Origin of the sequence: Aeromonas sp. FDAARGOS 1403, assembly GCF_019047325.1 — a bacterium.
Lineage (GTDB): Bacteria > Pseudomonadota > Gammaproteobacteria > Enterobacterales > Aeromonadaceae > Aeromonas > Aeromonas dhakensis.
Genome location: NZ_CP077249.1, coordinates 4,377,500 through 4,399,917 on the forward strand (window position 1 = coordinate 4,377,500; position 22,418 = coordinate 4,399,917).

Annotated in this window: 21 protein-coding genes and 2 tRNA genes; 10 read left to right on the forward strand and 13 right to left on the reverse strand. The window is 63.2% G+C overall.

Annotation, left to right across the window (positions count from 1 at the left end):
• The first annotated feature begins 16 nt into the window (after window positions 1-16).
• From I6L33_RS19960 to I6L33_RS19975, 4 genes are all read left to right on the forward strand, one after another.
• Window positions 17-712 carry an energy-coupling factor ABC transporter ATP-binding protein gene (locus tag I6L33_RS19960; protein ID WP_017781957.1) on the forward strand — a complete coding sequence of 232 codons (696 nt, stop codon included), beginning with the start codon at window positions 17-19 and terminating at the stop codon, window positions 710-712.
• A complete protein-coding gene (gene mobA, locus I6L33_RS19965) occupies window positions 684-1,322 on the forward strand; it encodes a molybdenum cofactor guanylyltransferase MobA (RefSeq protein WP_216973199.1) in 639 nt (212 codons plus the stop codon). The genes I6L33_RS19960 and mobA overlap by 29 nt, the downstream gene beginning before the upstream one ends.
• Window positions 1,319-3,064 carry a bifunctional molybdopterin-guanine dinucleotide biosynthesis adaptor protein MobB/molybdopterin molybdotransferase MoeA gene (locus I6L33_RS19970; protein ID WP_216973200.1) on the forward strand — a complete coding sequence of 582 codons (1,746 nt, stop codon included), beginning with the start codon at window positions 1,319-1,321 and terminating at the stop codon, window positions 3,062-3,064. The genes mobA and I6L33_RS19970 overlap by 4 nt, the downstream gene beginning before the upstream one ends.
• 63 nt (window positions 3,065-3,127) lie before the next feature.
• Window positions 3,128-4,186: an FUSC family protein gene (locus tag I6L33_RS19975; protein ID WP_216973201.1), complete on the forward strand. Its 1,059-nt coding sequence runs from the start codon at window positions 3,128-3,130 to the stop codon at window positions 4,184-4,186.
• A gap of 75 nt (window positions 4,187-4,261) precedes the next feature.
• Here the strand turns inward: I6L33_RS19975 and I6L33_RS19980 are convergent, their stop codons facing one another.
• The 11 genes from I6L33_RS19980 to I6L33_RS20030 all read right to left on the reverse strand — a co-directional run bounded on the left by I6L33_RS19980 (window position 4,262) and on the right by I6L33_RS20030 (window position 12,814).
• Window positions 4,262-5,635 carry an HD-GYP domain-containing protein gene (locus I6L33_RS19980; RefSeq protein WP_216973202.1) on the reverse strand — a complete coding sequence of 458 codons (1,374 nt, stop codon included), beginning with the start codon at window positions 5,633-5,635 and terminating at the stop codon, window positions 4,262-4,264.
• A gap of 87 nt (window positions 5,636-5,722) precedes the next feature.
• Window positions 5,723-6,343 (reverse strand): DUF3332 domain-containing protein, encoded by a 621-nt coding sequence (locus I6L33_RS19985; protein ID WP_139398987.1) that lies wholly within the window; start codon window positions 6,341-6,343, stop codon window positions 5,723-5,725.
• A 119-nt stretch (window positions 6,344-6,462) separates the two neighbouring features.
• A complete protein-coding gene (locus I6L33_RS19990) occupies window positions 6,463-7,758 on the reverse strand; it encodes a PAS domain-containing methyl-accepting chemotaxis protein (RefSeq protein ID WP_065016884.1) in 1,296 nt (431 codons plus the stop codon).
• Between the two features lie 209 nt (window positions 7,759-7,967).
• The gene (locus tag I6L33_RS19995) at window positions 7,968-8,429 is read right to left on the reverse strand and encodes a GNAT family N-acetyltransferase (RefSeq protein ID WP_017781951.1); all 462 of its coding nucleotides are present in this window, start codon (window positions 8,427-8,429) and stop codon (window positions 7,968-7,970) included.
• A gap of 72 nt (window positions 8,430-8,501) precedes the next feature.
• Window positions 8,502-8,945 (reverse strand): DoxX family protein, encoded by a 444-nt coding sequence (locus tag I6L33_RS20000; RefSeq protein ID WP_017781950.1) that lies wholly within the window; start codon window positions 8,943-8,945, stop codon window positions 8,502-8,504.
• 5 nt (window positions 8,946-8,950) lie between these two features.
• Entirely contained in the window at window positions 8,951-9,706 is a 756-nt protein-coding gene (locus tag I6L33_RS20005; RefSeq protein WP_216973203.1) for a DNA-binding domain-containing protein, read from the reverse strand.
• Complete coding sequence (locus I6L33_RS20010) at window positions 9,699-10,547, reverse strand: DUF692 domain-containing protein (protein ID WP_024941847.1); 849 nt, start codon at window positions 10,545-10,547, stop codon at window positions 9,699-9,701. Before I6L33_RS20010 ends, I6L33_RS20005 begins: the two co-directional genes overlap by 8 nt.
• A 63-nt stretch (window positions 10,548-10,610) precedes the next feature.
• A complete protein-coding gene (locus tag I6L33_RS20015) occupies window positions 10,611-10,874 on the reverse strand; it encodes a DUF2282 domain-containing protein (RefSeq protein ID WP_005303242.1) in 264 nt (87 codons plus the stop codon).
• A 353-nt stretch (window positions 10,875-11,227) separates the two neighbouring features.
• On the reverse strand, window positions 11,228-12,043 hold the full coding sequence (locus tag I6L33_RS20020; RefSeq protein WP_216973204.1) for a helix-turn-helix domain-containing protein: 816 nt from the start codon (window positions 12,041-12,043) through the stop codon (window positions 11,228-11,230).
• An 18-nt stretch (window positions 12,044-12,061) separates the two neighbouring features.
• Complete coding sequence (locus I6L33_RS20025; protein WP_216973205.1) at window positions 12,062-12,394, reverse strand: DUF6506 family protein; 333 nt, start codon at window positions 12,392-12,394, stop codon at window positions 12,062-12,064.
• A 219-nt stretch (window positions 12,395-12,613) separates the two neighbouring features.
• Window positions 12,614-12,814 carry a YbfA family protein gene (locus I6L33_RS20030; protein ID WP_216973206.1) on the reverse strand — a complete coding sequence of 67 codons (201 nt, stop codon included), beginning with the start codon at window positions 12,812-12,814 and terminating at the stop codon, window positions 12,614-12,616.
• Window positions 12,815-13,028: 214 nt separating this feature from the next.
• On the opposite strand from I6L33_RS20030, the gene I6L33_RS20035 reads away from it, so the two are divergent.
• The gene (locus I6L33_RS20035; RefSeq protein WP_010633270.1) at window positions 13,029-13,322 is read left to right on the forward strand and encodes a hypothetical protein; all 294 of its coding nucleotides are present in this window, start codon (window positions 13,029-13,031) and stop codon (window positions 13,320-13,322) included.
• A gap of 56 nt (window positions 13,323-13,378) precedes the next feature.
• Here I6L33_RS20035 and I6L33_RS20040 read toward each other — a convergent pair.
• Window positions 13,379-13,452: transfer RNA gene (locus tag I6L33_RS20040), tRNA-Cys, on the reverse strand.
• Between the two features lie 56 nt (window positions 13,453-13,508).
• Window positions 13,509-13,584 (reverse strand) — tRNA-Gly (locus I6L33_RS20045).
• A 249-nt stretch (window positions 13,585-13,833) separates the two neighbouring features.
• Here I6L33_RS20045 and I6L33_RS20050 point away from each other — a divergent pair.
• The 5 genes from I6L33_RS20050 to I6L33_RS20070 all read left to right on the forward strand — a co-directional run bounded on the left by I6L33_RS20050 (window position 13,834) and on the right by I6L33_RS20070 (window position 22,417).
• Window positions 13,834-17,271, forward strand: a complete 3,438-nt coding sequence (locus tag I6L33_RS20050; RefSeq protein WP_216973207.1) for an ATP-binding protein — start codon at window positions 13,834-13,836, stop codon at window positions 17,269-17,271.
• Between the two features lie 416 nt (window positions 17,272-17,687).
• Window positions 17,688-19,373: an ABC transporter substrate-binding protein gene (locus tag I6L33_RS20055; protein ID WP_005303255.1), complete on the forward strand. Its 1,686-nt coding sequence runs from the start codon at window positions 17,688-17,690 to the stop codon at window positions 19,371-19,373.
• Window positions 19,374-19,492: 119 nt separating this feature from the next.
• Window positions 19,493-20,476, forward strand: a complete 984-nt coding sequence (locus I6L33_RS20060; protein ID WP_005303257.1) for an ABC transporter permease — start codon at window positions 19,493-19,495, stop codon at window positions 20,474-20,476.
• A gap of 1 nt (window position 20,477) precedes the next feature.
• Window positions 20,478-21,398 carry an ABC transporter permease gene (locus I6L33_RS20065; protein WP_011706884.1) on the forward strand — a complete coding sequence of 307 codons (921 nt, stop codon included), beginning with the start codon at window positions 20,478-20,480 and terminating at the stop codon, window positions 21,396-21,398.
• Window positions 21,395-22,417 carry an ABC transporter ATP-binding protein gene (locus I6L33_RS20070; RefSeq protein WP_216973208.1) on the forward strand — a complete coding sequence of 341 codons (1,023 nt, stop codon included), beginning with the start codon at window positions 21,395-21,397 and terminating at the stop codon, window positions 22,415-22,417. The genes I6L33_RS20065 and I6L33_RS20070 overlap by 4 nt, the downstream gene beginning before the upstream one ends.
• Window position 22,418 lies beyond the last annotated feature (1 nt).

The following is a 22,418-nucleotide window of genomic DNA, read 5'->3' on the forward strand; positions in this document are numbered from 1 at the left end:
TCCATCGGAGTACGCCATGGCCCTGACCGCCCACCAGCTGATGATGCGCTTTGGCGAGCGCGACCTGTTCCAGATTGAGCAGCTCTCCATCGCGGCCGGCGACGCCGTCTGGCTGCGCGGCGCCAACGGGGTGGGCAAGACAACATTGCTCAAGATCCTGGCCGGCCTGCTCACCCCGACCCGGGGCCACACCAACCTCCCCTCTGGCTGGCGCGGCAAGCTCGGCCAGTGGCTCAAGCGCGATCCGGGGCCGGGCCGGGTCACCTACCTGCACCAGACCCCCTACCTGTTTGATCGCAGCGTGCACGACAACGTGGCCTGGGCCCTCGGCCATCGCGCCGCCGACGAGGTGCGGGTGTTCGAGGCGCTGCGCCGGGTCGAACTGGAGAGCCTGGCGCGCGAGCACATCAGCATTTTGTCTGGCGGTGAGCGCCAGCGGCTGGCCATGGCCCGCGCCTGGGCGCTGCAGCCCGCCTTTCTGCTGATGGACGAACCCACCGCCAATCTGGATGCACATTCGGTTGCCCTGATGGCCGCCATGGCGCAAGATCTGCGGGAACAGGGCAGCGGCCTGGTCATCATCAGCCACCAGAGCAACGATCTGACCGACCTGTGCGAGCGGCAATGGACCCTCGCCCGGGGCCGGCTGCACGAACCCACTCCTTTGAAAATCATCGAGCGACATGACCTCACACAGCGAACCTCGTACTGACCGCTTTCCCGTCTCCGCCGTGGTACTGGCCGGCGGCCGCGCCACCCGCATGGGAGGCGCCGACAAGGGCTGGGTCGAGTTGGCGGGCCGCCCTCTTATCGACCATGTGCTTGACCGACTGAGGCCCCAGGTGGACGAGATCCTTATCAACGCCAACCGCAGCCAGGCCCGCTACCAGGCACTGGCCCCGGTCATCGGCGACGACAACCCCGACTATCTCGGCCCGCTGGCGGGCATGCAGGCCGGCCTTGGTGCCGCCCGCCACGACTGGGTGCTGTTCGTGCCCTGCGACGGCCCCGCCCTGCCCCGCGATCTGATGGCGCGCTTTCGCGCCGCACTCACCCCGGCGACCGAGCTGGTGGTGGCCCATGACGGCGACTGGCTGCAACCCGTGGTGGCCCTGCTGCACAAATCCCTGCTCCCCTCCCTGTCCGCCGCGCTGGCCGAAGGAGAGCGCAAAATCGATATCTGGTTTGCCCGTCACAATATGGCGGTGGTGAGCTTTGCCGACCAGCCGGATGCCTTCATCAATCTCAACAGCCCGGACGAGCTGGCCGCCTACGAGGCGCGCCTGCCAGACGCCGCGACCGGACAAGGAGCCACCTCATGACCCCGGCCCCCACCCTGCCCCTGCTCGGCTTTGCCGCCTGGAGCGGCACCGGCAAGACCACCCTGCTCGAGCAGCTCATCCCTTTGCTGGTGAGCCGCGGTCTGCGCCTCGGGGTGCTCAAGCACGCCCACCACGACTTTGACATCGACCAGCCGGGCAAAGACAGCCACCGCCTGCGCCAGGCCGGCGCCAGCCAGATGATGGTGGCCTCCCGCCGCCGTCACGCCCGCATCATCGAGACCGATCTGGGTGAGGCCGATTTTCGCGAGCTGCTGGCCAGCTTCGATCAGCGCAGCCTCGACCTGCTGCTGGTGGAAGGGTTCAAGCACGAGCACTTCCCGAAAATCGAGCTGCACCGCGCCGCCATCGGCAAGCCGCTGCTGTTCCCGATTGATCGCAACATCATCGCCCTGGCCAGCGATCAACCCCAGCAGACCGCCCTGCCCCGGCTCGATATCAATGATCTGGAGGCCATCGCCGACTTCGTCTGCCACTGGCTCAAGGAGAGTCAGACGCGGGAGCAGGAGGCTGGCAACGGCTTTCTGTCGGTCGAGGCTGCCCGCAACGCCATTCTCGATGCCCTCACCCCAGCCACCGCCTGCCGCGACCTGCCGCTCGCCCGCTGCCATGGCGCCGTGCTGGCAAGCGACCTGGTGAGCCCCATCAATGTGCCGCCCCACGCCAACTCGGCGATGGACGGCATTGGCCTGCGCAGCGACGATCTCGCCGCCGGGCGCTGGCAGCTGGTGGGGGAAGTGCTGGCGGGTCAGCCGCGCAGCGAGCCGGTGCTGGCCGGGCAGGCGGTGCAGATCATGACAGGCGCCCCGCTCCCCCCCGGTGTCGACACCGTGGTGATGCGCGAAGAGACCCGGCTTGACGGTGAATGGGTCAGCGTCAGCGCCCCCGTCAAGGCGGGGCAGAACGTGCGCCAGGCCGGCGAAGATCTGGCGCTGGGCGCAGTCGCCATCGCGGCCGGCACCCGCCTCGGCGCCCCTCAGCTCGGGCTGGCGGCTTCTCTGGGGCAGGCAACCCTGACGGTACGCGCGCCGCTCAAGGTGGCGCTGTTCAGCACCGGCGACGAGGTGCAGGCACCGGGCGAGACGCTCGCCCCCGGCCACATCTTCGACAGCAACCGCTTCACCCTGATGGCGCTCATCGCCGGGGCCGGCTGCGAGGTGATGGACCTTGGCATCATCCCCGATGATCCCGCCATCCTGCGCCAGCAGCTGGCACAGGCCGCGGCCGACGCCGACCTGGTGCTGAGCTCGGGCGGGGTGTCGGTGGGCAATGCCGACTTCATCAAGCAGGTGCTGGCCGAGCTTGGCCAGATAGCCTTCTGGCGCATCCAGATGCGGCCGGGTCGACCGCTCGCCTTCGGCCAGCTGGGGCAGACTCCCTTCTTCGGCCTGCCCGGCAACCCGGTGGCCGCCATGATCTGCTTCCTGCAATTCGTCGAGCCCGCCATCGCCCGCCTGCAGGGCCGGGTGTGGCAGCCGCTGCGCCTCTCAGCCCTGGCCGAGCAGCAGATGAAGAGCCGACCCGGGCGCACCGAGTTCCTGCGCGGCATCTTCCATCAGGACGCCAGCGGCGTGCTGCGGGTACGCACCACAGGGCCGCAGGGCTCCGGCATCCTCAGCTCCATGAGTGATGCCAACTGCCTGATTGAAATCGTCCCCGCCCAGCCGGCCATCGCGGTCGGCGAGCGGGTCTGGATCCACCCACTCCAGGGACGAGTGGCCTGATACCGGTCTCCACCCCGCCGGGCGTGGCGGGGTGGCTGCCCCCATGAATCCGAGGCTTGTCCCTTGCGCCTGAATGCCCCCCTCTCCCGACTCGATCTGCTGATCTACGGTCACTACCGCATCGTCCATGGCCTGCGCATCGCGCTCGCCTTCATGCTCACCTTTCTGCTGACCCGCGAGCTCAAGCTGCCGGAAAGCACCTGGCCCCTCATCACCTTGGTGGTGGTGATGGGCCCCATCTCGTTCTGGGGCAATGTGCTGTCGCGTGCCCTGCAGCGGGTGGTCGGCACCATCTTCGGCGCCAGCTGCGGGGTGGTGGCGCTCTATCTCGAGCTCTACTCCCTGCCGCTGATGCTGCTGTGGTGCGGCTGCATCATGTTCCTGTGCGGCTATCTGGCGCTCGGCAAGCGTCCCTACGTGGGGCTGCTCATCGGCATCACCCTCGGCGTCACCATGGGGGCCATGCCCGGCGACATCGAGACCGCCCTGTGGCGCAGTGCCGACGTGATCCTGGGTTCATTGCTGGCACTGCTGTTTTGCAGCATCTATCCCCAGCGCGCCTACAGCCACTGGCGGCTGCAGATGCACGACACCCTGCAGCAGGCCCAGCGGCTCTATCACACCCACCTCTCCCCCAACGTGCTGGAGCGACCACGCCTCGCCCACAGCCACGCCAGATTGCTCTCCAAGATGGTGAGCCTGCGCCCCCTACTGACCCCGGCGGTCAAGGAGACCCGCCTTGGCAGCGCCCTGTTCGAGGCGATCCAGACCACCATGCGCAACACCCTCTGCACCCTGGAGATGCTGGCCAACACCTACTGGCGCGATCGCCAGAGCCACTTCCTGATGCAGAGCACCCCGGAACTGCGCGCCTGCCAGCAGGCGACCGAGGCGCTGATGAGAGAGCTGGCGCTGATGCTCAAGAGCGGCGAGCTGCAGGGCTCGGAGCTGGCCATCAGCCGTTTGCAGGAGGCGGCCGGTAGAGTGCGGATCGACGCCGGCGGCGAGGCCGCCATCAGCGGCTATCTGTGGCTCAACCTGCAGCTCACCGAACAGCTCACCCACCTGCGCCGGCTGCTGGGCCTGGTGTTGCATCCACCCCGCAGCCAGAGTCGCCCATAGCAAAACGCCCCGCAAAGCGGGGCGTTGTCGTCTCAGGCCAATGACAAATGACTGCAGCCCGATATGGCGCAAATATTAACTGGCGCTTGCCAGCGGTTGCTCGAGCGGGAGATAGAGGGAAAAATCCTGGATCCCCGCCCGCAGAGCGGCAAAGCAATCCGGATCAATGGCCGTCCCCAGATTCTCGGCCATCATCTCCAGCGCCTGGGGCACCGGGATGGCGCCGCGATAGGGACGTTTGGCAGTGATGGCATCAAAAATGTCGGCCGTGGTGATGATGCGGGTTTCCAAGGCTATCTCGTCCCCTTTCAATCCTTTAGGGTAACCCTTGCCATCGAGGCGCTCATGGTGGGCACCCGCCACTTGCGCCAGCTCTTCAAACGCACCTATGCGACTCAGGATCTCCTCGGTATAGGCGGCATGCATCTGCACGGCGGCCCACTCCTGCGCATCAAGTTTGCCCGGTTTGTCGAGAATGGCATTGCTCACCCCCAGCTTGCCCACGTCATGGAGCAGAGCACCGCGCTTGAGCCAGCGTCGTCTCTGTTCGGACAACCCCATCTGAGTGGCAAGAATGTCGGTATAGAGTGCCACTCGGCCGCTATGACCGGCGGTGTAGGGACTTTTGGAGTCCACCACCTGACCGAATGCCGCGGCGATCTCGTCCAGATAGTCTTCATCCAGAGCGACTTCCCCCTGCCCGGCCGGGTGAACGAACACCCACTCAGCCAACCTGGGATCCGCCAGTCCTTGCCAGAAGTCACCATCCGCCAAGGCTTCAAATTCGCTAACCAATTGAGGATCAAACCAGCTGCCGCTGCGCTCGCGCAGCTCTTTGAGGGCTGCATCCGGGCCAGCAGTAGCGTGAAACACATCCACCACCTGGCAGAGCAGCGCTATGCGAGAGAAGAGTGGAATCGCGTCACCGGCCAGTTGCAACGGCCGACCTTTGCCGTTCCAGTGCTCATCCAGAGAGAGGATGCCGGCGGCGACCTCTTCACTGAAACGCAGTTGACGAGCGATGTCTGCCCCCCGATGGCAACGGGTCTGGATCAGCTCGTTGGCTATCTGATCGCCGTTGCGAAAGATGTGAAACAGGCTGCGAAAACGCCCAAGCAGATCCGCCTGCAGGCCGGTGTGGCCCAGCACGAAGTTCACCACCTCGGAGAGAGAGCCATCCACCAGCTTGAAGTCGCGTTTGAAGTGAAGATCGTCGGTGAGATAGAGTTCGCAGATACGGGCCGCATTGCTGCTACACCCCAGATCCTTAAGCAGCAGCATGTAATAGAGGTCATGACGCTGTCGAGCATCCAGCGCCAACCGTTCGGCCAGACGGGAACCTATCCAGCAACAGCGAATACAGTGCCCTCTTGGTTGACCCTCAGTCATGTCGAGCGCATGACTGAGGGAACCAATCAACTCTGCCAACCGCAATCCATTCACCGTCATAGCCTGTATCCCTGGTCATCTTGGCGATTTTGCCTGCTGACTAGGTATACCTTATCCAGAGAGGAATAGATCTGGATTCAGATGAATTTATACCTCGGCGCTACCGGTCCGTGCTTTCTCCTCCAGCTGGGCCGGCGTCAGGGTCGACACCAGCCGGCCGTCGAAGTAGATGTCCAGCAGCTCGCCGCGCTTCTCGCCGCGCATCAGGCTGCTGCGCCCGTCCAGGTAGTGCACCTCCATCTGGGCGGTGCGCTCGTCCGGGTAGCTTACCTCCACCTCGCGTACCCCTTGTGGCAGCAGGGCCAGCGGCACCTTGTTGAGGGAGGGATCCAGGTGCTGGTTGACCTTGATCAGGGCGTCGAGCTTCTGATCCACCAGCGCCGGCGACTTGCCGGTGATGGGGTTCTTGCCCGACCAGAATTCGATGGTGTTGAACACGAAGAGATCCGCGGTGGCCGCCAGACCGTAGACCGGCGAGAGCAGGATGAAGACCCCGGCCCGGCCGTAACGGTTGTCCACCACGCTGAGGTTGCCCTTGGTCACCATGGAGGAGAGCCCCATCTGCCCCATGCAGCCGCTCAGTCCCACGCTTGCCACCACACCTGCCAGCAGCGCCAGCGCCCTGCCCTCTCTTCTCGTTGCCATCGTCTTTATCTGCTCCAGAAATAATGAGGCGGCAAGCCTAAACAGGCCGCCGCCGACGGGCAATTCACAAGCAGGGAGCGATACAGCAGGGGTTCAGATTGAGATTTCGACTGCTCATATTGCGTGCAGGTCGTTGAAATAGTGGTCAAGGCGGCCCGCATGAAGAGAGGGCCGCCAGCTGACTAGATGGAGAGGCTGGAGACGGTTGCCGAGACGTTGTTGGCCTCCTGCCGGATCTCCACCATCACCTCGTTGACCTTGTCGATCTGCTGCTTGCCGAGCTCGGCGCTGCCGGCCACCCTGGCCATGTCGTCGGTCACCCTGGCAGTCAGCTCGCGGTTCTTCTGCACCACCTTGGCTATCTCGTCGGTGGAGAGCGACGTGCGAGCCGCCAGCTGGCGCACCTCGTCGGCCACCACCGCGAAACCACGCCCCTGATCCCCGGCGCGGGCCGCCTCGATGGCCGCATTGAGGGCCAGCAGATTGGTCTGATCGGCAATGCTGCTGATGGTGGAGACGATGGCCTCGATGCTTCTGGACTGCTCGTTGAGCTGGTTGATGAGCAGGATGGTCTTGTCCACCTGCTCGCTGATGAGCGACGAGGTCTCCACCACGGAGCGCAGCAACTCAGCCCCCTGTTCGGCACAGCGCAGGGTCTCCTGCGCCGTGGCGTGAGCCACCTGGGTGGCATCGCGCACCGCATGGCTCTTGGTGACACGATCAGTAATGTCGCTGGCAAACTTGATGACCCGGCTCACCTTGCCGCTCTCGTCGCGAATGGGGTTGTAGGTGGCCTCCAGCCAGATCGCCTCGCCATGGCTGTTGCGCCGCAGGAAGAGCCCGGACTTGAATTGCCCCTGAGCCAGCTCTTCCCAGAAGCGGGGGTTCTCCTCATAGAAGGCGTCATCGCACAGGATGCGGTGATTGCGCCCCTTGAGCTCGTTCAGGGTGTAGCCGACGCAACTCAGGAAGTTGGCGTTGGCCGAGAGGATGTCGCCGCTCGGGGTGAACTCGATCATCGCCAGCGAGCGTTCGAGCGCCTTGGAGACCGCCTCCTGGTTAAGCAGCTGCTGATGCTCGGCGGTAACGTCGCTGGCGATCTTGATCACCTGGGTCACCCTGCCCTGCGACTTTACCGGGAAGTAGCTGGCCTCCAGCCAGACCACCTCGCCCCGCTTGTTGCGGCGCGAGAAGATGCCGGACTTGACCCTGCCCTGCTTGAGCTGGGCCCAGAACTGCTGGTACTCGGCGGAGCGGGCCAGCTCCTGGCTGCAAAACATCCGGTGGTGCTGACCCTGCAGCTCCATGGCGCTGTAACCCATCAGGCTCAGAAATGGCTGATTGGCCTCCAGGATCTCGCCATCCGGGGTGAAGATGATGGTCGCGATCCCGGCCTTGACCGCCTCCACGAAGCCCTGTGATTCGGCGAGCTGTGCCTGGCAGGCCTGCAGTTGCGCCTTCAGCTTGTTGTTGAACATGGGTGTCATACCTCTGTAATGACCTGACAAGGTGGGAACGGGCACAAGACTCGGCGTCAAGGTGAACCGGCACGAGCCTGTTGAGGCTGATCATAGTTGAGCATGGTGACTCGATCAGAATTTGGCCGAGATTTTGCCGCAGCCAGGGAGAGGTTCGCAGCGCCCGTATCCCGTTGGCAGGCGTGATACGGGCAGGGCGGCAAGCGGGATCACCCGGGTTGCCACTCCAGATAGGCGGGGTTGCTCACAAACCCCATCCGCTCGTAGAGGGGCCGCCCCTCTTCGCTGGCATGGAGCCAGACCCGGCCCAGCTGCTGCCCCCTCGCATAGTCCGCCATCTGGTCCAGCAGGGCACCGGCCAGTCCCTGCCGGCGATGGGCAGGCAGGGTATACATGTTGAGCAGATAGCCCTCCCTCCCCGTCAGATTGCCGGGATAGGGCGGGCGCACGAAGAGCGCCAGGGTTGCGCTCGCCACCACCTCGCCATCCACCTCCGCCACCCAGGAGCGGGCACTCTCCTCGGCCTGCGCCGTGCTGAAATAGGTGGTGGTGGCCTGCCACAGCGGCAGATCGGCCAACGGCTCGCTCAGCTCCCCCACCTCGCAAAACAGCGCCATGCGCAGGGTCACCAGCGCGGGAATGTCTGCCTGCGTTGCCTGCCGGATGATCATCGCCTCTCCTCCTTGTGATGAAATGAACAGGCACCCCGCAGGGTGCCTGATGAGAGTGCCAGTGTGGCGGCTTCATCCCCGCCTGACAAGGCGCCACTGATCCAGGGCCAGCGGCCCCGCCCCCCACACCGCCAGGGTCAGCAGCATCCAGCCCCACAACTGGTGATCGTAAAAGCCGCCGGCCCAGAGGGCGGGATAGGAGAGCACCGCCATGATGTTGAAGGCAAACAGCAGGGCGGCGACCGGTCGGGTGAAGAGCCCAAGCAGCAGCAGCACCGGCAGCAGCAACTCGGTGGCCGTCCCCAGCCAGGCTGCCCACTGCCAGGGCAGCAGGGGCACCCGATACTCGAACTCGAACAGGTAGAGGGTGCTGTCCCAGGCGCTCAGCTTGAGCCAGCCGGAGCGCAAGAAGACCGCCGCCACCCAGCATCTGGCCAGCAGCAACAGGGCACCGCTCAGCCACCAGGGGGCGGCCGGCCCCCGTTGCTGCATCAGGGGGAACTTGTGGTTTGTCATCGAATTTACTCCAGCGTTGAGGTCACATCGACCAGCAGGCCCAGGGTGACGAGGCGGGTCAGAGACTCTGCAGCCTGCGCATCTTGCGCCAGCAGGGTCGACAGGGCGATGCCCTGGCGGCAGCCATCCAGCAGGTGCCACTCCCCCTCGCTCAGGCGCAGCGGCAATACCCGACAATCGGGCTGTTTCTTGAGGGCGAGCCAGGCGGGGGCCGCCAGATCGTGCACCGCCTCACCCTGGTGCAGAGCCATCTGCCAGAGGGCCTCCACCGGGCGAAGGCTGTCGAACAGAAGCAGATCACAGGCCGGGATCAGCACCAGCGTCTGCCAGGCCGCTGGCGGCAGGGCCGCCACCCGCTCGGCCGGCCAGTGGCGCACCTCGGGGGCCAGCAGGCTGGTGCGCTCCAGTGCCCACTCGAAACGGGCAAGCTCCCCCAGCCAGGGCAGTTCGGCGGTGGTGGGCAGCCCGGCGAGCCAGTCGCCAAAGCCTGCGCCGTAGTGCATCACGCTCCCTTCGCAGAGGGGCTCCGCCAGTACAAAGCCGCGCGCCGCGGCGTCGAAAAACGCCTCCCCCACCATGACCTTGACCGCCGGGTAACTGCCCGCCAGCACCTCGCCAAGGCTCAGGATGAAGTGGTTGCGATAGACCTGCAGCACGGCATCGGCCGGGAAGAGGCGGGAATGGACGTGGGGCAGAATGGCCTCGCTCTGGCCAAGCAACCCCTCGGCAAACTGCTGCTGCCGGTGGGCCAGCTCAGACATGGGTGGCCTCCGACGCAGGATGGGCAGCCATGGCGGCATCCAGCAGGGAGCTCGCACGCTCGGCCTCCGCCAACAGCACGGGGAGCGGCGGTATCTCGAGATCCCACTCGATCAGGGTGGGGATGGCGCGCTGGCGGCAGATCTCGGCATAGAGGGCCCAGACCGGCTCGCTCACCGGCGCGCTGTGGGTATCGATATAGAGGTGCCCCTGCGGCAGGGACTTGTCGGTAAAACCGGCCAGGTGGATTTCACCCACGGTGGCGATGTCGATGGCAGCCAGATAGTCACGGCACGCAAAGCCGTGGTTGAAGGCACTGACGTAAAGGTTGTTGAGATCGAGCAGGATGCCGCACTCGCTGCGCCGTTGCAGCTCGGCCAGAAACTCCCACTCCGGCATCTCTCCCGCCAGTTGCAGGTAAGAAGAGGGGTTCTCGATCAGCAGCCGGCAGCCGAGTGCATCCTGCACCTGCATGATCTTGTCGCTCATGGTGAGCAGGGCCTCCCGGGTATAGGGCACCGGCAGCAGATCGTTGAAGTGGCGCCCCCCGATGCTGCCCCAGCTGAGGTGCTCCGAGATGCGCACCGGCTTGATGGCGCCGGCCAGGGCCGAGAGGCTGGCAAGGTGAGCAAGGTCGAGCCCATCGGCCGACCCCAGGGACATGCCGACCCCGTGCAGGCTGACCGGATAGTGCCGGGCCAGCTCGCTCAATACCTGAAAACCCCGGCTGTGCCGTTCGAAGTAATTCTCGCTGTGCACCTCCAGCCAGCCGACGGCCGGCAGGGTACGCAGCATCTCGTCGTAATGGGGGGTTCGCAATCCAATACCAATCAAGGGGTTCATCGCAAAGACTCGCGGTTGGCCATCAAAAGAGGGCCACGGTGCACAACACCGTGGCGCCCAGCCTTACTTGGGTTGCAGCGAACCGCCGGCCAGCTTCTCGCACAGACCCTTGGGCACCACCACGAAGGCGTCGCCCTGGGCATCCATCTTGGCGGTGCCGGCGCAGGAGTTGGTCTTGGTCGCACAGTCGTTCTTGCTCGCCTTCACCACGCCGTAGCACTTCTCCTTCTCGTCGGCAGCCATGGCCGGGGCGGCAATGAACTGGGCGCCGAGGGCCAGCAGACCGGTCATGGCGGAGGCGATGGCAGTGCTCTTTTTAACGTTCATTCTCTGTTCCTTCTGATTGTGTGTAGTGTGCCCGATCATTCGCGACCGGATGCCTTCCATAGAACCGGCGCTGCGACGAAATGATTTCAAAAAAAATGCAAAATCGGCACATCTATAAAAAACACAATTAGTAGTGTGCTGTTTTAAAAGGAGTTTTCATGATGCTCTCGGCCCCTTGGCATTGACATCAAGACGGCGACAGAGACGATGGCATGGCGGTGACGGGGTAACCGGTTCGCCTCCCCGACCATCCCGACGCGGGTTTGCCGGCACATTTTCACCAGCGCGCTGCGGCGAGAGGCGAGCTGGTCGCAAGGCGAGATGAACAGAAAAGCGCCGAGCGGGCTGAGCCGTCAGAGCGATCCGACCGGCCGGTTTATCTGCGGGCTGTAGTGGTTGAGGCGCCGGTGCTCAGGGGTGAGCAGTTGCCCGGGCGAGCGCCCGGTAAAGAAGTGACAGCTCTTGATGAAATGGGGCTGATCGCAATAGCCCTGTTCCAGCAGGGCATCGAGCGACGGGGCACCCGACAGCAGCTGGCGCAGCGCCCTTTGAAAGCGGGCGGTACGCAGAAAATAGCGGGCATCTACCCCGAGATGGCTGCGCAATCGCCGCTGGAAGGTGCGTGTGCTCATCCCCAGTTGCTGCTGCAACTCGATTGCCGGTGTGCCGTAATAGAGCCGCTCTATCGCTCGTACCAGCGCAAGATCCCGCGGCGGACAACTCGCTACCTGCCGGCGCAACCAGGCGCCCAGCGCCCCTGCCCCCTCCTGCATCAACCACTGCGGGTCGGGGCAGACAATCCCCAGCTCATCGAGGGGCAGCACCCGATCGCTCAACTGCTCGAGCGGCACGCCAAACAGATCGAAACAGGCCGAAGAGCGCAGCCGCAGCCCCAGCAGATGAATCTGGCCATGGGCGGCAAAGCGCAGGTGGGCATGGCGCGGGCAGAGCAACACGGCCGCCCCCGTGGCCACGGTGACGCTGCGGGGCGCGTCTGCTGACGAGAGGATCGTGATGGTGAGGGAAGCCCCCAGATTGAACAGGATCTCGGCCCCGGTGCCGGGGAACATCTCAGGCATCGGCAGGGAGTGACAAAGGCGCCACTCCCAACCTTGCGCCAGCCAGGGCGCCAGATCGGGAGCGGGCTGAAATTTACGGCACTGCATCATGATGGGAGGCGATATTGCTCACTGGCTCGGTTCGGAGGCGGACAGGAAGAGGGTATCACCGCTGACATGGTCGAGACAGGGATGGCGATCGAAGCGCACCACGCCTATCTCCATGCGCCCCGAAGCCGCCTCCACCATGGCGGCGACCCCCAGGTGACCAAATCCGGCACACAGCTCCACCGCCCTGATCCCCTCCCGATATAGCTCGTCGAGCAGTTCACGGCCTCCCTGATAGTCGGGCACGGAGATCGTCTTCACATGAACTTTCTCCGTCTTGACCCAGCTGGCGTGGCGGGCGGGATCCGCCCCCGGTGCAACGAAGATGAAGGCGGCCTTGAAAATATCGGACATATAAAAAGCTCCTCGGTTCAATGAGTCGCCACTCTACCCGGGATCCCGCGGGCCGGATTGTACCGCGGCGCCACCCGCCCTCATCGTGCAAGACAAAACCTGACGCATAGGGCGCCATACAGACCTCATTTCTCCCTGTTGAATGCAATTTGCGCGGCCAGGGGCCATAAATGCAAAAGAGACAGCCGAAGCTGTCTCTTTTGTCATCAAGCCGGGACCTCAGTAGAAGATCCGCTCGCCGCGCTCGCTCATCTTGAGCCATACCGGTTTGGTGCTGGTTTTGCTCCAGATCCGGTGCAGATAGCTGTAGAAACGGGCCCGGTCGCTGCGAAACAGCATCACGGGGAAGGCCAGCATACCCACCAGCAGCACATAGAGGCGACGAAGAATTATCTGAGTAAAGGAATAGGGATGAAACATGATAGCACTCCTCACTGGTAAGACCACTGAGCAAAGATTACTCCACAATTTGTAGGATTACTACACCAGGAATCCCATTTTTTCGCAAAAAATGCCCTGAAAAGCCACAAAGTGAAATTGGGTTACATCCATTAACTTACAGGCAACAAAAGCTGGCAAAGCGGCCGTGTTTGACCAGATTTAATGAGTTGGTAGTCAACATGGAGTCAAGGCGATGAAACCCGCAGAAATGGCGATCATAGGGATCCTGGGCCTGCTGATCTGGTCAGAATGGCAGGACTGGCAGCTCAACCGGGACGACAGCATCACCCTGGCCTACAAGGGGGCCCCCACCGTCAGCCTGTGGCAGTGCGGTCAGTTGAAACAGAAGATGATGGATGTGACCGAACACTCGGCCGAAGTGCAGTTTCAGTACCGGGGACAGGACCTGACACAGGTAAACCGCTATCTGGAACGGGAGTGGCAGCAGCAGGGTTGCGAACAGTTGTTGCTGCAGCAGGGATACTGATACGACAAAACGCCGCACGAAACGGTCGATATCGGAAAATTCAGACAGGGAGAAGATGGAGGCACGTTCCGGAGTCGAACCGGACTAAACGGATTTGCAATCCGCTGCATAACCGCTTTGCTAACGCGCCATGCTGACAAGGCATTGCCTTGAAAGTGATATCCATGATTGGTGCCATGGAGAAATTGGAGCGGGAAACGAGACTCGAACTCGCGACCCCGACCTTGGCAAGGTCGTGCTCTACCAACTGAGCTATTCCCGCATTACTGCTTGTGTGCCAGTTGCCTGACAACGAGGCGCATTATACGTACCCCGAGCAGAGGCACAACCCTTTTTTCTCACTTCTAGCCCTTTCTCGTGCTGTTTGCTCAGGGTTTAGACGGCTTGCCCAAAAAAAACGCGCCAGGCTGTGACCCAGCAGGCGAATTCAAGATAAAGTCATTGAAATGATTAGCCTTTAATCAGAGACTTGCGGCGGTTAGTAACCGGATTCTCAATTGAAAATCTCCCGATGAAATGGATCTTCAAGCCTCGTGGACTCAGGCCGCAGCTGATGCTGGCATTTTTTATGCTGGCCATGGTGCCCTTCCTGGTTGTCACCCTGTTTTTCCTCTATAGCCACGGCAAGGATCTCACCACCCAGACCTCCAACCATCTGGTTTCCGTTCGCAACATCAAGAAGAGCCAGCTGGAAGATTACTTCGGCAACCTCAAGCAGCAGATCATCAACTTTTCCCAGCAGGATTTTGCCGGCAACAGTATCGGTCGCTTCTACGGCTTCACCGGCGCCTTCGAGAAACTCGGCACCACACCGCAGGAGGCTCGCGCCCGCGCCCAGGCCCGCTATGTGCCGGGCTCCTGGGATCAGTTGCAAAAGCCTGACAACACCCCCGACATCGAGCCCTCCATCAGTGCCCTGATCCTGGCGGACGAGATGTATGGCCGGGTGCATCAGCGCTTTCATCGCGGCTACGCCGACATGGTGCGCAAGTCCAACTACAGCGACATCTTCCTGATCGACCTCAACGGCGACGTGGTCTATTCGGTCACCAAGCGTGCCAACTTCGCCACCAACCTGCTCTCCGGCCCCTACCAATCGAGTGGTCTGGGCCAGACCTTCGCCAAGATCAAACGGCGCCTCGACGGCGGCCAGAAGCCACAACAGATCTTCGAGTTCACCGATTTTGGCCGCAACGAGCTGACCGGCCAGGTGGTCGCCTACATGGCCGCCCCCGTGATGCAGTACGACTATGTGCGCGGCGTGGTGATCTTCGAGCTGCTGCCGGACAAGCTCAACCAGATCATGGCAGAGCGGGAGGGGCTCGGTGCAACCGGCGAGACCATCCTCATCGGCCCGGACAAGCGGATGCGCGCCAACGCCTGGCTGGCCCCCGAGTTCAGCGTGGAGAACAGCTTCAGCCCCAACTTCCGGCCGCTGCAGACACCGCTGGTGGTCAAGGCGCTCTCCGGCGAGCAGGGGGTCGGGCTGTTTCGCTCCTACCACGAGGACGAGGTGCTGGCCGCCTACACCCAGGTGAAGGTGTTCGACACCGAGTGGGCCTTCATCGCTGAGATCTCCACCAGCGAGGCCTATCGCCCCATCCGCCAGCTGGAGACCCTGGTGATCTTGCTGGGGGCCGGCTCATTGCTGCTGCTGATCCTCTTCTCCCGCTGGCTCTCCCACTCCATCACGGCGCCGCTGCGCTCTCTCACCGCCGCCGCGGAGCAGGTGGCCGATGGCGCCCTGGATCACCCCATCGCCATCGCCCGCACCGATGACGACATCGACCGGCTCGCCCAGGCGTTTCGCCACATGCAGCGCTCGGTGAAGGACAAGATCGAGCTCATCGAGCGGCAGACCCAGGAGCTGCAGCAGCAGGTCAAGCTGACCCACAAGCAGAACCTCAGCCTGCAGCAGGCGGACAAGCTCAAGGATGAACTGCTGGCCAACACCTCCCACGAGCTGCGCACCCCCATTCACGGCATCAAGGGAATGGCCGAGTCCATGCTCGCCAGCCAGCAGGACTTGACCGAAGGGCAGCAGAAACAGCTGGGGCTCATCATCAAGAGTGCCGACGGCCTGGCGCGGCTGGTGGACGATCTGCTGGACTACCACCAGATGCGCTACGGCCAGCTGGAGATCCACCCCCAGCCTGTCTCCTCCAAGGGGGTCATCCGGCTGGTGCTGGATCTCTGCCAGCACCTGGTGCAGGCCAAACCCCTGACTCTGGTGGACAAAACCCCGGCCGAGCTGCCGCCTGTGCTGGCGGACGAGCAGCGGCTCGAACAGGTGCTCTACAACCTGGTGGGCAACGCCATCAAGTACACGCCACAGGGCAAGGTGGTGCTGAGCGCCCTGGTGGAGGGCAACTTCCTGCACATCCGGGTGACCGACACCGGCATCGGCATCGCCAGGGATCACCTGGAGCACATCTTCGAGCCGCTGGTGCAGATGAGCCCGGAGGTGAGCAAGCAGGGGGCCGGCCTCGGCCTCTCCATCACCCGCCAGCTGGTGCACCTGATGGGGGGCGAGCTGTTCGTGGAGAGCGAGCCGAGCGTCGGCTCCACCTTCGCCTTCACCCTGCCGCTCGCCAGCGGCAAGGCGGGCAGTCTGACCCTTGACAGCCGCCAGATAGAGCATCAGCTGGTGCGCCAGCAGCCGCTCGCCCTGCCCGACTGGGAGAGCGATGACCTCCCCCCGCCGCCCGAGGATGCGCCTCTCATCCTGGTGGTGGACGACGAGCCCATCAATTTGCACATACTGCGCCACCTGCTGCAGCCCTGCGGCTACCGCATCCTGCCCAGCAGCGACGGCCACGACGCGCTGGCCAAGCTGGCCCAGGAGCCGGTCGACCTCATCCTGCTGGACGTGATGATGCCGACCCTCTCCGGCTTCGACGTCTGCCGCCGGTTGCGGGAGCAGCATCCCAAGGAGAAGCTGCCGGTACTGCTGCTCACCGCCCTCAACCAGCCCAAGGATATCGAGGAGGGTTTCAACGCCGGCGCCAACGACTACCTGGTGAAACCCTTCTGCAAGGAGGAGCTGTTCGCCCGGGTCAGGGCCCTGCTGGAGGCGAACGCCGGGCGCGCCTCTCTGGTGGAGAACCGCTTGCTCAAGCAGGAGATAGAGCACCGGCTGGTGCTGCAGGAGCAGCTGCATCAGGATCAGCAGCGGCTGCTGGTCCTGCTCGGCGAGGGGGCCGATCCCATGGTGTTCATCGATGGTCAGGGCACGGTGCTGTTCGCCTCCCGGGTGCTGGCTCGCCTGCTGGGCCAGGAGCCGGAAGCCATGGAGGGACAGCCGCTGGACGACTGGCTGGCCAGTCCGCTGGCCAGCCAGTGGCCCGGGCTGCAGGCCGGCCAGGAGCAGTCGCTGGCATTTCTGGTGGCGGGCCAGCGGGACGAGCTCAACGCCCGCGCCCTGCCCATCAGTCTGGGGGGGCAGGCCGCCTATGCGCTGGCCCTCAGCACAGAGTCGCGGCCCGACGAAAACCGGGTGATGGCGCTGGAGAACGCCCTCAAGAGCCTGTCGCGCCAGGCCATCATCGAGGATGGCCAGCTGCTGGGCGAGCTGAGCCGGCTGGGCGGGGAGTTCCGTTCGCTCGCCGACGATCTCATCCGCCAGCAGGATGACGAGCCATTGCGCCGCGCCCTGGTGGACACCATGCGGCTCACCCTGGATGCCTGGCAGCAGAGCACCGGCAAGGGCAAGATAGTGCTGGCCGAGAAGAGCAAGCTGTGGCGGGTCTACATGGACCGCTCCAGCCCGCAGACCCGCACCCTCGACAAGTACCTGAGCCTGGACACCCTGCCCAAGGCGCCGCGCTGGAAGACGGTGGTCGCCACCGCCGAATACGTGCTCAGCCACGGCCCGCTCAACGAGGCCCAGCGCCAGCAGTTGCACCACAGCGCCCAGACCCTGCGCCAGCTCGCCACCCGCAAGAGCTAGCGCATCCCCTCCCCGCCCCCATCTCCAATCTGAGCCCTGGCTCACACTTGGCGGGGCGGTTTTTTTTTGTGCAAAATTAAGCCCGCTCCCCACGTCAAAACGAGAGCCGATCCAATTCACACAATTGTCATGAGAGGCAGATTGACGGGGACTTATTACGTCAGAGCAATTAACATAACCTCATGATTTAAATCGAGTTAAAAGCCATTTTGACGAAATTGACGTGATAGCACCGATTTTTACGATATCGACGATCTGAACAGTTGTTGTTTTCCTGTTAACTCTGCTTTGCTAGGGACGTTGGATGACACAACTACAAGGGTGAAAAACCTGACCAACATTGAGGGCCGACCTCCCCAGCATGCGAAGTCGGTGCTCAAATCCAAACAAGGAATATAAATAAGAAAGGAAATAATATGCTTGCCAAAGTATCCAAAATCTCTACTGCTGTAATGCTGGGCACCATGATGCTTGCCGGCGCAGCCGGCAACGCCATGGCGGCCGACAACAAGACGGTGCTGACCCTGGTCGCACAACAGGAAACCGCGTGGGTCAAGAACTTCAACCCCTTCCTGCAGGCTGGTCTGCTGCACACCACCCGTCACTTCATCTATGAACCCCTGGTGATCTTCAACGATATGCAGGGCGGCAAGCCCGTCTATCGTCTGGCCACCCACTTCGAGTTCAGCAAGGACCTCAAGTCCGTCACCTTCGATCTGCGTGACGGAGTGAAGTGGTCGGACGGTCAGCCCTTTACCGCCGATGACGTCCTCTTCTCCTTCAACCTGGTCAAGGCCAACAAGGCGCTGGACGAGCGCTCAATCTGGACCCAGATCAAGAGCGTCGAGAAGCTGGCTCCCAACAAGATCAAGTTCGACCTGACCGACGTCAACACCAACGTGGTGAACGACCTGGTGCTGGTGCCCATCGTACCGGAGCATCAGTGGAAATCGGTGAAAGACCCGGTCGCCTTCACCAACGACAAGCCGGTCGGCACCGGTCCCTTCACCGAAGTGGACAACTTCTCCGCCCAGCTCTACACCCAGTGCCGCAACCCGCACTACTGGGACAACGCCAACCTCTCCATCGACTGCCTGCGCATGCCGCAGATGGCCACCAACGACCAGGTATTGGCCGCGGTGATGAAAGGTGACGTGGACTGGTTCGGCTCCTTCGTGCCGGACATCGAGCGCCTCTACGTCGGCAACGATCCGAAGAACAACAAATACTGGTTCCCGGCCTCCGGCACGGTGGCGTTCAACGTCAACTTCCAGGCCAAGAAACCGGGCAACCACGAAGCCTTCAACGACGTCAACTTCCGCCGCGCCTTCTCCATGGCGATGGACCGCCAGTCCATGGTGGACATCGCGGGCTACGGCTACCCGACCGTCAACGAGTACCCGTCAGGTCTGGGCAAGGCGTTCGACTCCTGGAACAACCCGGAAGTGGACAAGAAGTACGGCAAGTACAACAAGTTCGATCTGGAAGGCGCCAAGGCCCTGCTGAAACAGGCCGGCTACAAGGATTGTGACGGCGACAAGTTCCTCGACACCCCCACCTGCCAGAAGATCGAGTTCAAGGTGCTGGTACCGAACGGCTGGACCGACTGGGTCAACACCGCCCAGATCGGCGTGGAAGGGCTGCAGGCACTGGGCCTGAACGCCAAGACAGCCACCCCGGAAGCCACCGTCTGGACCGAAAACCTGATCACCGGTGACTTCGACGTCGCCCTGCAGGGTTACTTTGCCGGTGCCAACCCGCACAAGTACTTCGAGACCGCCTTCCACTCCCGCAACATGGGTGAGCGCGGCAACCGCTTTGCGGCGCCCCGCTACAAGGATCCGGCGCTGGACAAGCTGATCGACGACTTTACCCAGACCGCCGATGCCGCCAAGCAGAAGGAGATCATGTTCGAGATCCAGGACAGGGTCGGTGCCAACCAGACCATCATCCCGGTATTCAACAACCCGACCTGGTACGAATACAGCACCAAGCGTTTCCACGGCTGGTTCAGTGCCGACAACCCGGTCGCCAAGCCGCAGGTTCACCCGGACACCCCGGAGCGTCTGCTGCACGTGTTGTCACTCAAGCCGAACAGCTAATCAATCCCGGCCCCCTGCGGGGGGCCCTCTTCCCCGCCCATTCCCCTTATCTCCCGGCTCTGCCGGGGTTGGGGTAACTATGCCCTGCGCGGGGCGGACCAGCAGTAAAAGGTATCATCATGGGATTCATACTGAGACGCTTTTCCTTCTATCTGGTCGCCTTTCTGGTGGCCGCCACCATCAACTTCCTGCTGCCCAGAGCCATGCCGGGGGACCCCGTCTCCGTCATGTTTGCCCGGGCCGGCGCCATGATGGAACCCGCCGCGCTGGAGGCCCTCAAGGCCACCTTCGGTTTCGTGGACGGCCCCATCGGCACCCAGTTTCTCACCTATGTGAAGAGCGTCTTCACCTGGGATCTCGGCACCTCGGTGCGCTACTACCCCCAACCGGTCGCCGACGTGCTCGGCCGCGCCATCGGCTGGACCCTGTTTCTGGTGGGAACTTCCACCATTCTGAGCTTCTCCATCGGTTCCATCGTCGGCATCTTCGCCGCCTGGCACCGGGGCGGTCGTCTCGACAGCATCCTCTCCCCGCTCACTCTGGTGATGCAGGCCATTCCGCCTGTGGTCATCTCGCTGCTGGCGCTCTTCCTGTTCGGGGTGAGCCTGGAGTGGCTGCCCATCGGCTACGCCTACAGCCCGGAGATCACCCCCGACTGGGGCTGGGAGCACATCAAGAGCATCCTGACCCACGCCATCATGCCGGTGGGCACCCTGGCCATGGTGCAGGTGGGGGGCTTTCTCATCACCATGCGCAACAACATGATCAACCTGCTGGGCGAGGACTACATCACCATGGCCAAGGCCAAGGGGCTCTCCAGCAACCGGGTGATCTTCAACTACGGCGCCCGCAACGCCATCCTGCCGAGTGTCACCGCCCTCTCCATGGCGCTCGGTTTCGTCATCGGCGGATCCCTCATCACCGAGGTGATCTTCAACTATCCCGGCCTGGGCCTGACCCTCTATCAGGGCATTCTGGCCCGCGACTACCCGCTCATTCAGGGGCAGCTGCTCATCATGACCATCACCATGCTCAGCTTCAACTTCCTGGCCGACGTGCTCTACGTCTTCCTGGATCCCCGTCTGCGTACCGGAGGCAAATAAGATGCGCATGCCGACTATTCTGAAAATCCTGCTGGGCAACAAGAAGGCCGCCTGCGGCCTCTTCATCGTGGTCAGCTTCGTGCTGATGGCGCTGTTCGCCCCGCTGCTGGCCAGCTACGAGCCGACCAAGCGGGTCTCCCGCCCGCACCAGCCGCCCAGTGCCGAGTACGTGATGGGCACCACCCGCATGGGTCACGACATCTGGGCCCAGTTCACCAACGGCGCCCGCATCTCCCTGATGGTGGGCTTCGGTGCCGGCATTCTGGTGTGCGCCCTCGCCATCACGGTCGGCATCACCGCCGGCTACTTCGGCGGCGTCATAGACGAGTGCCTCACCTTCCTGATGAACGTGGTGCTGGTGATCCCCAACCTCCCCTTGCTGCTGGTGCTGGCAAGCTTTATCGGGGAGGCGTCGCCGACGGTGATCGCGCTCATCATAGGCTTTACCTCCTGGGCCTATGGCGCGCGGGTCATCCGGGCCCAGACCCTGGCGCTGCGGGAGAAAGAGTTCGTCATCGCCGCCGAGGTGCTGGGCGAGCCGGCCTGGCGCATCATCCTGGTGGAGATATTACCCAACCTTATCTCCATCATAGGGGTGAGCTTCATCGGCTCCATCATCTACGCCATCGTCACCGAAGCGACCCTGGAGTTCCTCGGCCTGGGTGACCCCACCGTGGTGAGCTGGGGCATCATGCTCTACAACGCCCAGACCTCCAGCGCCATCCTGGTCGGCGCCTGGTGGGAGATCCTGGCCCCCTGCTTCGCCATCGCAACGCTCGGTGCCGGCCTGGCCCTGCTCAACTTTGCCATCGACGAAATCGCCAACCCGCAGCTGCGCTCCCACAAGGGGCTCAATCGCTGGAAGAAACTCGCCGCCCCCGTCACCACGCCGGTGCCGGCCGTACAGGAGAAGACAGCATGAGATCGCAACAACCCCTGCTGTCGGTACGCAACCTCTGCGTCGACTACATCACCGAGAACGGCGACGTGCGCGCCGTCAACTCGGTCAGCTTCGACATCGCCCCCGGTGAAGTGTTCGGCCTGGCCGGCGAGTCGGGCTGCGGCAAGTCCACCGTCGCCTTCTCGGTGGCGCGGCTGCACAAGCCGCCCGCCTACATCAGCGGCGGCGAGATCCTGTTCAAGGGGGAGAACATCCTCCACTACGGCGATGAGCGGCTGCGCAGCTACCGCTGGCAGCAGGTGTCGGTGGTGTTCCAGTCCGCCATGAATGCGCTGAACCCCGTGCTGCGTATGGAGGAGCAGTTCTGCGACGTGCTGCTGGCCCACAACCCTGGGCTCACCCGCTATGAGGCGATCAAGCGCGCCCAGGAGCTGCTCGCCATCGTCGACATCCACCCGAGCCGGCTCAAGGACTACCCGCACCAGTTCTCCGGCGGCATGCGCCAACGACTGGTGATCGCCATCGCCATGGCGCTCAATCCCGAGCTCCTGATCATGGACGAGCCGACCACGGCGCTCGACGTGGTGGTGCAGCGGGAGATCCTGCAGAAGGTCTATGCACTCAAAGAGAAGTTCAACTTCTCCATCCTCTTCATCACCCACGACCTCTCGCTGATGGTCGAGTTCTGCGATCGCATCGGCATCATGTACGCCGGTGAACTGGTGGAGGTGGCGCCGGCCAAGGCGATCCTGACCGCGCCGCTGCACCCCTATACCAGGGGGCTCGGCAACTCCTTCCCGCCCCTGCACGGCCCGAAGAAGGTGCTGGAGGGGATCCCGGGCACGCCGCTCAACCTGCTGGAAGTACCGGTCGGCTGCCGCTTTCAGGCCCGCTGCGCCAGGGTGCACGAGCGCTGCCGTCAGGAGTACACCAAGCTCGCCGAGATCCGCCCCGGCCAACAAACCGCCTGTCACCTCTATGAGGTGCAGGATGAGCAACAAGATCCCCTGATCTATCTGGACAAGGCCGCTGGCTGTTAAG

Excerpts from the sequence above, each read along its gene's own strand:
- I6L33_RS20060 (WP_005303257.1), top strand. The coding sequence starts at position 19,493 with ATGGGATTCATACTGAGACGCTTTTCCTTCTATCTGGTCGCCTTTCTG.
- I6L33_RS19995 (WP_017781951.1), bottom strand. The coding sequence starts at position 8,429 with ATGATCATCCGGCAGGCAACGCAGGCAGACATTCCCGCGCTGGTGACC.
- I6L33_RS19980 (WP_216973202.1), bottom strand. The coding sequence starts at position 5,635 with ATGACGGTGAATGGATTGCGGTTGGCAGAGTTGATTGGTTCCCTCAGT.
- I6L33_RS20050 (WP_216973207.1), top strand. The coding sequence starts at position 13,834 with ATGAAATGGATCTTCAAGCCTCGTGGACTCAGGCCGCAGCTGATGCTG.
- I6L33_RS20000 (WP_017781950.1), bottom strand. The coding sequence starts at position 8,945 with ATGACAAACCACAAGTTCCCCCTGATGCAGCAACGGGGGCCGGCCGCC.
- I6L33_RS19990 (WP_065016884.1), bottom strand. The coding sequence starts at position 7,758 with ATGTTCAACAACAAGCTGAAGGCGCAACTGCAGGCCTGCCAGGCACAG.
- I6L33_RS20065 (WP_011706884.1), top strand. The coding sequence starts at position 20,478 with ATGCGCATGCCGACTATTCTGAAAATCCTGCTGGGCAACAAGAAGGCC.
- I6L33_RS20070 (WP_216973208.1), top strand. The coding sequence starts at position 21,395 with ATGAGATCGCAACAACCCCTGCTGTCGGTACGCAACCTCTGCGTCGAC.
- I6L33_RS20035 (WP_010633270.1), top strand. The coding sequence starts at position 13,029 with ATGAAACCCGCAGAAATGGCGATCATAGGGATCCTGGGCCTGCTGATC.
- I6L33_RS20055 (WP_005303255.1), top strand. The coding sequence starts at position 17,688 with ATGCTTGCCAAAGTATCCAAAATCTCTACTGCTGTAATGCTGGGCACC.
- I6L33_RS19960 (WP_017781957.1), top strand. The coding sequence starts at position 17 with ATGGCCCTGACCGCCCACCAGCTGATGATGCGCTTTGGCGAGCGCGAC.
- I6L33_RS20020 (WP_216973204.1), bottom strand. The coding sequence starts at position 12,043 with ATGATGCAGTGCCGTAAATTTCAGCCCGCTCCCGATCTGGCGCCCTGG.
- I6L33_RS20015 (WP_005303242.1), bottom strand. The coding sequence starts at position 10,874 with ATGAACGTTAAAAAGAGCACTGCCATCGCCTCCGCCATGACCGGTCTG.
- I6L33_RS20005 (WP_216973203.1), bottom strand. The coding sequence starts at position 9,706 with ATGTCTGAGCTGGCCCACCGGCAGCAGCAGTTTGCCGAGGGGTTGCTT.
- I6L33_RS20030 (WP_216973206.1), bottom strand. The coding sequence starts at position 12,814 with ATGTTTCATCCCTATTCCTTTACTCAGATAATTCTTCGTCGCCTCTAT.
- mobA (WP_216973199.1), top strand. The coding sequence starts at position 684 with ATGACCTCACACAGCGAACCTCGTACTGACCGCTTTCCCGTCTCCGCC.
- I6L33_RS19970 (WP_216973200.1), top strand. The coding sequence starts at position 1,319 with ATGACCCCGGCCCCCACCCTGCCCCTGCTCGGCTTTGCCGCCTGGAGC.
- I6L33_RS20010 (WP_024941847.1), bottom strand. The coding sequence starts at position 10,547 with ATGAACCCCTTGATTGGTATTGGATTGCGAACCCCCCATTACGACGAG.
- I6L33_RS20025 (WP_216973205.1), bottom strand. The coding sequence starts at position 12,394 with ATGTCCGATATTTTCAAGGCCGCCTTCATCTTCGTTGCACCGGGGGCG.